Source organism: Streptomyces phytophilus (assembly GCF_013870535.1).
Classification (GTDB): domain Bacteria; phylum Actinomycetota; class Actinomycetes; order Streptomycetales; family Streptomycetaceae; genus Streptomyces; species Streptomyces phytophilus.
In genome coordinates, this window is the sequence record NZ_JACBXC010000215.1 from 1 (window position 1) to 6,935 (window position 6,935).

At 73.7% G+C, this 6,935-nt stretch carries 6 protein-coding genes and 1 pseudogene; 4 read left to right on the forward strand and 3 right to left on the reverse strand.

Going from position 1 to position 6,935, the window contains the following annotated elements; all coding sequences use genetic code 11:
• A pseudogene (locus H5J30_RS12835) lies at positions 1-283 on the reverse strand (hypothetical protein); the annotation flags it as partial.
• Positions 284-473: 190 nt separating this feature from the next.
• Between H5J30_RS12835 and H5J30_RS12840 the strand changes: the two are divergent.
• Positions 474-938 (forward strand): ATP-binding protein, encoded by a 465-nt coding sequence (locus H5J30_RS12840; RefSeq protein WP_037747800.1) that lies wholly within the window; start codon positions 474-476, stop codon positions 936-938.
• A gap of 36 nt (positions 939-974) precedes the next feature.
• On the opposite strand, the gene H5J30_RS12845 is transcribed toward H5J30_RS12840, so the two are convergent.
• Complete coding sequence (locus H5J30_RS12845) at positions 975-1,643, reverse strand: hypothetical protein (RefSeq protein ID WP_309505517.1); 669 nt, start codon at positions 1,641-1,643, stop codon at positions 975-977.
• Between the two features lie 238 nt (positions 1,644-1,881).
• On the opposite strand from H5J30_RS12845, the gene H5J30_RS12850 reads away from it, so the two are divergent.
• The 3 genes from H5J30_RS12850 (at position 1,882) to gad (ending at position 5,452) form a co-directional block, all read left to right on the forward strand.
• Positions 1,882-2,622, forward strand: a complete 741-nt coding sequence (locus tag H5J30_RS12850; RefSeq protein WP_181787565.1) for a hypothetical protein — start codon at positions 1,882-1,884, stop codon at positions 2,620-2,622.
• A 78-nt stretch (positions 2,623-2,700) separates the two neighbouring features.
• Positions 2,701-3,966 carry a P1 family peptidase gene (locus H5J30_RS12855; RefSeq protein ID WP_181787566.1) on the forward strand — a complete coding sequence of 422 codons (1,266 nt, stop codon included), beginning with the start codon at positions 2,701-2,703 and terminating at the stop codon, positions 3,964-3,966.
• A gap of 103 nt (positions 3,967-4,069) precedes the next feature.
• Positions 4,070-5,452 (forward strand): glutamate decarboxylase, encoded by a 1,383-nt coding sequence (gene gad, locus H5J30_RS12860; protein ID WP_181787567.1) that lies wholly within the window; start codon positions 4,070-4,072, stop codon positions 5,450-5,452.
• A gap of 92 nt (positions 5,453-5,544) precedes the next feature.
• Here gad and H5J30_RS12865 read toward each other — a convergent pair.
• The coding region (locus H5J30_RS12865; RefSeq protein WP_181787568.1) for an amidohydrolase family protein at positions 5,545-6,935 on the reverse strand (1,391 nt) is incomplete at its 5' end.

A 6,935-nucleotide genomic window follows, 5' to 3' on the forward strand; every position in this document is an offset into this window, starting at 1 on the left:
TTCGCACCGCCTTGCGCAACGTGTTCGCGCACAAGGCCCGGTTGCTGATGACCGTGCTCGCGATCCCGGGGAGCGACCGCTCCCGCCCGGCCAGCGGCACGGCCACCGCGAACACCAGCGCCGCGGCGACGCCGAGCGACCACAGCGGCACCGTCTCGTCCGACGCCAGCACGTGCCCCCCGGCGGACAGCACGACGCAGACCGCGGTGAACACCGCGGCCCGTAGGAGGCGCAGCTCCGCGGTGGCGGGCGCGTGAGGGGCAGCCATGGCGGGCGCCATCATCTCACCGCACAGCCGTACGGGCCCGGGCGGGGCGCCGATCGGCCGGATCCGGGCCATGTCATGTCCCACCCCGAACGGCGGAAGAAACCCCTCCGCCGAATGAGGGTTCTCACGCAACTCGCGTGCTTACGGTGCCGACACAAGGGTTATACGTACCGTATGTCGGGGTGGCGGCCAGGAGGCTGAACGCATGAGCATGTGGTGGTCCCTTCGACTGCGCCGGGAGGCGGCCAGCGTCCCGCTCGCCCGCCGCCTGCTGGTCGGTGCGATGGAGACGGCCGGGGTGGACCCGGACGTCGCCTTCGACCTCTCCCTCGCCCTCACCGAAGCGTGCGCCAACGCCGTCGAGCACGGCGGCGCCGCACCCGGCGACGACTACCGCGTCACCGCCTGCTTCGACGGCGACCGCTGCCACATCGAGGTCATCGACTCCGGCCCCGGCTTCGCCACCTCCGCCCCGCCCCCCGAAACCCCCCGCGCCCCCGCCACCGCCGCACCCCTGACCGACACCGGCGCGGAGGGCGGCCGCGGCCTGTTCCTGATCGCGGAGCTGAGCGACCACGTCGACATCCGCGACCGCCCGGGCCGCGGCGCGGTGGTGAGCTTCGACAAGATCCTCAAATGGCGCGAGGACGCCCCGCTGCAGGCGGCGTGAGGCCGGCCGGGCCCGCCGGCGGCCGTCGGCGGGCGGTTACTCGAAGCTCACCTCGCCGTGTTCGTCCGCGCGGACGGGCAGGTCGTTCCAGGCGAAGTCGAAGTCGCCGCTCCGGCACTTCCACAGGATGTCCTGGCAGAAGTAGCCTGTGTCCTCGCCCGGTGCCGAGGTGAAGACGTCCGGCAGCCGGTCGCAGCGCGGGTCGCGGGGGGCCAGGGGGCCGTCGGCGTCGCTGCGGGACACGTGCCAGGCGTACGCGGCGTAGACGGCCTCGGCGGTGTGGACGGTGGTCAGGGGGCGGAAGGCGTAGCGGGGGTGGTCCGTGGCGGTGCCGGGCGGGGGGTCGGTGAGCCGTACCTGCCACGGCACCTCCACGCCCGCGTAGCTGACGGTGCAGCGGGTGGCCGCCCCGGTGCGGTCGGGGGGTCCGCCGGTGCAGCGGCCGGGCCGGACGGTGCGGAGGTCGTCGGCCATGAGGAGCGTCTCGCGCTGCAGGCGTACGAGGATCCGGTCGGTGTCGCTCGCGCCGCGGCCCGCCGCCGGTACGGCCCGGGCGGCGGCGGCGACGGGCAGGGCGGGGTCCGTACCGCCGGGGCGGATCTCGACGGGGCGCCGGTGGCCGCGGACGTCGGTGGGCTCGGGGCGGTCGTCGCAGCGGTGCGACGCCTGCGTGCAGCCGGATAACAGGGTCACCACGGCTGTCACGGCTGCCACGGTGGCGGCCAGGGCGCGGCTCATTACTCCGTTCTACCTCCGGACACCCTCCCGAACGAACAGTGCGCCCGGATCACCCCGGCGTACGCCCCGGCGGCTCCCCCGCGTGTGCCCCGGTGGATCGGCGTGTCCGCGGGCGCGTTCGCCCGTCCGCTGCCCCGGTCGTGCGACCGTTTTGCGCTGAATGTACGATTCTTGGCGTTGCTGTTTCCTCCTGGAAGGAAGTCCGATGCCCCGTACGCGGAAAGCGACTTTCGGCGCCCTCGGCGCCACGCTCTGCGCGACCGCGCTGGTCGGCACCGCAGGAGCCGCCCAGGCACAGGACGACAACGGCGTCGCCGAGAAGAGTGCCGCCGGGATAGCCACCGCGGCCACGGACGCGTTCAACGGCGCCAGGTCCATGCACGCCACCGTGAGCAGGGACGGCTCCGGTCTCGACCGCCAGGACCCCACCCGCCTGGAGGTCTCCGCGGACCGCGACGACAACTGCGTCGGCACCGTCGAGTACGCCGCGGACGGCGGCAGCCTGGAGATCATCAGGCACTCCGACAAGGTGTGGGTCAAGCCGGACGCCACCTGGCTGCGGAACAACCTGCCCGCCGACCAGTCGAAGGACGCGCAGAAGCTGGAGGGCAAGTTCCTCCAGGGCACCGCCCAGGACCAGGGCCTGTCCGACCTCGCCAGGCTCTGCAGCATCAACGACTACCGCGACGCCATCAAGGACGCCACCTCCGCGGGCACCCTGAAGAAGGGCAGCGAGACGACCGCCGACGGCGTGCCCGTCATCGAGGTCACGGGCAAGCACGACGGGACGGACATGACCCTCGCCGTCGCCACTCAGGGCACGCCGTTCCCGGTACGGGCCACGTCGAGCGCCAGCGGTGAACAGCAGACCGCCAACTTCACCTTCGACCAGCCCGTCCCCGACAAGACCCCGTCGGCCGGCGAGACCGTCCCCTGGGGCGCCTGACCCCCGCCGAGCCCAGGTCCGCAAGCCCGCCCGCGTTCGCCCCGCCGCGATGTCAGTCCCGGATGTGAGACTGAGCGCATGAGCGAAGAGCGCGGGCGGGCACGGGACTTCGGCATCCCGCTGACCGGCGAGCCGGGGGCGTGGAACGCGATCACGGACGTCCCCGGCGTCCAGGTCGGGTACGTGACGCTGGTCGAGGGCGACGACGTGCGGACCGGCGTCACGGCGCTGCTGCCGCGCGGGCGCGACGGCGTCGGCACGCCGTGCGCGGCGGGGTGGCACTCGATGAACGGCAACGGCGAGATGACCGGCACGGCGTGGCTGGAGGAGAGCGGCTCGCTGGCGGTGCCGGTGCTCGTCACCAATACGTACGCGGTCGGGCCGGTGCACCGCGGCGTGGTGGAGTGGGTGCGCACGCACCGCAGGGACATGGCGCCGGAGTGGCTGCTGCCGGTGGTGACCGAGACGTGGGACGGGTACCTGCACGACATCCACGGGGCGCACGTCACGCCGGCGCACGCGGGCGCGGCGATCGACGCGGCGGCGGGCGGGCCGGTCGCGGAGGGCAGCGTCGGGGGCGGCACGGGGATGCGGCTCTACGGGTTCAAGGGCGGCTCGGGAACGGCGTCGCGCGTGGTGCGGTACGGGTCGGAGCGGTACACGGTCGGGGTCTTCGTGCAGGCCAACTTCGGGGCGCGGCGCGAGCTGGTGGTGGCGGGGACGCCGCTGGGCCGGGCCGCCGCTTCGTACGAGGGCCGCGAGGGGGCGGAGAGCGGCGGGAGCCCGAGCGGCGGGAGTCCCGCGGACGGCGGGAGTCCGGCGGGCAGCGGGAGTCCCGCGCGTGGCGGGGGGCCGGCTGGTGGCGAGGGGGTCGCGGGCGCCGCCGGTTCCGTGGAGCCCGAGCGGCCCGTGCCGCCCGGGGCCGGGTCCGTCATCGTCGTCGTCGCCACCGACGCCCCGCTGCTGCCCGGCCAGTGCAAGGCCCTCGCCCGGCGCGTGCCGCTGGGCCTGGCCCGTACGGGCACCACCGGCAGCCACTTCTCCGGCGACCTCTTCCTCGCCTTCTCCACCGCCAACCCCGGCGCCCTCACCAGCACGTTCCCGCCCCGCCCGGCCGCCGACGGGCAGGCGGGCGGCGCCGGTGGCGACGCCCCGTACGAGACGCTGCGCTTCATACCCTGGGGCCGCGTCGACCCCTTCCACACCGCCGTCGTCGAGGCCGTCGAGGAGGCCGTGCTCAACGTGCTGACCGCCGCCGCCCCCATGACCGGGCGCGACGGGCACCACGTGCCCGCGTTCCCGCTCGCGGCCCTCGCCGGACTGCCCCGGGCGCGTACGGACTGAACCGGCCCCGGACGCCACCCCGCGTCCGCGGGCGGCGTGTCGGTCCGCGCCCTGCCGCTCCCGGTGCCCACGATGGGTGCGCCGAGGCGAGAGGAGCCGCACCGTGGCCCTGCACCAGACCGACCGCGGCGTCGCCGGACCGTACGACGACGTCTACGCGATGCCCATCAGCGAGCACGCGCTGCCCAAGTACCGCATGCCCGAGAAGGTCTCCGACCCGCGCGCCGTCGACGCCCTCATCCGGGACGAACTGGGCCTCGACGGCAACGCCGCGCAGAACCTGGCGACGTTCTGCACGACCTGGGCCGAGGCCGAGGTGCACGAGCTGATGGACGTGTGCATCGGCAAGAACATGGTCGACAAGGACGAGTACCCGCAGACGGCGGAGATCGAGAACCGCTGCGTGCACATCCTCGCCGACCTGTGGCACTCCCCGCACGGCGAGACCACCATGGGCTGCTCGACCACCGGCTCCAGCGAGGCCGCGATGCTCGGCGGCCTGGCACTCAAGTGGCGCTGGCGCAAGCGCCGCGAGGCCGCGGGCAGGCCAGCCGACCGGCCGAACCTGGTGTGCGGGCCGGTGCAGGTGTGCTGGGAGAAGTTCGCCCGCTACTTCGACGTCGAGCTGCGCCAGGTGCCGCTGGAGCCGGACGCCACCGGCCTGCGCCCGCACCAGTTGCGCGACTACGTCGACGAGAACACCATCGGCGTCGTCGCCATCCTCGGCGTCACGTACACCTGCGACTACGAGCCGGTGAAGGAGATCGCCGCCGAACTCGACGCGATCCAGGCCGACACGGGCCTGGACGTACCCGTGCACGTGGACGCCGCCAGCGGCGGCTTCGTCGCCCCGTTCCTCCGCCCCGAGCTGGAGTGGGACTTCCGCGTGCCGCGGGTGGCGTCCATCAACGCCTCCGGCCACAAGTACGGCATGGCGCCCCTCGGCGTCGGCTGGGCGATCTGGCGCTCCGCCGACCTGCTGCCCGAGGACCTGATCTTCCGCGTCAGCTACCTCGGCGGCGACATGCCGACGTTCGCGCTCAACTTCTCCCGCCCGGGCGGCGAGGTCGTCGCCCAGTACTACAACCTGCTGCGGCTGGGCCGCGACGGCTACCGCCGCATCTACCGCGCGGCCGCCGCCAGCGCCGAGTGGCTGGGCGAACAGGTCGCCGGCATGGGCCCGTTCACGCTGCTGTACGACGGGCGCGGCGCGCTGCCGGCGGTGTCGTGGACGCTGACGGACCCGGCGGGCGCGGGCTTCACGCTGTACGACGTGACGGAGCAGCTGCGGCTGCGCGGCTGGCAGGTGCCCGCGTACCCGCTGCCGCCGCGGCGGCAGGAGACGGTGATCCAGCGGGTGCTGATCAGGCACGGGATCAGCTTCGACAAGATCGAGCTGCTGGCGGGGGACGTACGGGCGGCGCTGGAGCGGCTGAAGGACGGGGCCGGGACGCCGGCGCCGCGCCAGCCGGGCTTCCACCACTGACGGCCGGCCGGCGCTCCGGCGGTGTTCCGGGCGGCGACCGACCGGCGGTCCGGTGGCGTACCGGCGGCGTTCAGGGGGTGTTCAGGCGGAGTTCAGGCGAAGAGGTCCGGGCGGATGCCGACCGCGTCGAAGAGGTGGTCGCGGGAGGCTTCGAGTTCGCGGCGCAGGCGGTCGAGGCGCGCGTCGAGCAGGCGCCCGCGCCACTTGCGTACCCTGCCGGCGACGATCACGGTGTCGACGTTGGTGCGGTCCATGAGGCCGACCACCGCGCCCGGCACGTTGTTGAGCGGGGCGACGTTGAGGGCGGTGGCGTCCAGCAGGACGATGTCGGCCTCCTTGCCGGGGGTGAGGGTGCCGGTCCTGCGGTCGAGCCCCAGGTGCGCGGCGCCGTTGGCGGTCGCGTACCGCAGGACGTCCCGGACGGTCAGCAGCGGCGGGGTGCCCGGGGCCGGGACGGGATAGTCGTTCGGGGGCGTGAAGTCGCCCTGTTCGAGGACCATCTGGTTGACGAGCATCCGCTGCAGGGTCATCGCGGAACGCATCAGCGTGAAGGGGTCGGCGGCCATGGTGGTCTCGACGTCGGAGCTGAGCGAGGGCTCCATGCCGAGCTTCTGCATCGTGAGGATGGGCGGTACGCCGTGCCGCATGGCCATCTCGATGGGGAACGCGACCGAGACCCGCACACCGGCGTCCCGCGCGCGCCGCCAGGCGAGGTCGGACATGCCCGTCATGTGGATGAACATGACGTCGGGGCCGAAGCCGAGGTCGCCGTCCGTGCCGCCGGTGCCGCGGGCCAGGTCGTCGATGACCGGCCGGTGGCCGGCGCTGGAGACGGCGTGCGCGGCGATGGGCAGGCCGAGTTCGCGGGCGATGCGCCAGGAGCGGGTGTAGACCTCCTCGGTCTGGTGGATCTCCCCGCCCATGACCATGGTCAGCAGTTGGCCGTCGGAGGGGAACCATTCGTTCCTGATGCGGTACGCGTCCTGCGGGTAGCGGGACCCGGTGCGGCCGTCGCCCTCGAAGTAGCCGAACGCCGCGCGGCGCCCGGTGTCGGCGAGCGCCTGGACGGCGGCGTCGCTGTGCTCGGGGGAGTGGTGGATCTGCGAGACGTCGAGGACGGTGGTGACGCCGGCGTCCAGCTGGGACAGCCCGGCGAAGAGGGTGCTGGCGTAGACGTCGCGGGGCCGGTACGCGGGCGCGAAGCGGGTCAGGACGTACTCGACGTAGGAGGGGTCGGCGCTGGGCGAGCCCGATCCGTCGTCGATCAGCAGCCCGTTGGGGAGGAACGCGCGCAGGGCGGTCTCGAACTGGTGGTGGTGGGTGTCGACGAAGCCGGGCATGACGATGTGCCCGCGCGCGTCGACCACCTCGGCGCCGCCGGCCTCGATACGGGGCCGGACGTCGACGATCCTCCTGCCCTCGACGAGGACGTCGGCGGTCTCGAAGTCGCCCACGTGCGGGTCCATCGACATCACCGCGCCGC

Bases quoted from the DNA above. Each gene is read 5' to 3' on its own strand.
- H5J30_RS12840 (WP_037747800.1), top strand. From the start codon at position 474: ATGAGCATGTGGTGGTCCCTTCGACTGCGCCGGGAGGCGGCCAGCGTC.
- H5J30_RS12850 (WP_181787565.1), top strand. From the start codon at position 1,882: ATGCCCCGTACGCGGAAAGCGACTTTCGGCGCCCTCGGCGCCACGCTC.
- H5J30_RS12855 (WP_181787566.1), top strand. From the start codon at position 2,701: ATGAGCGAAGAGCGCGGGCGGGCACGGGACTTCGGCATCCCGCTGACC.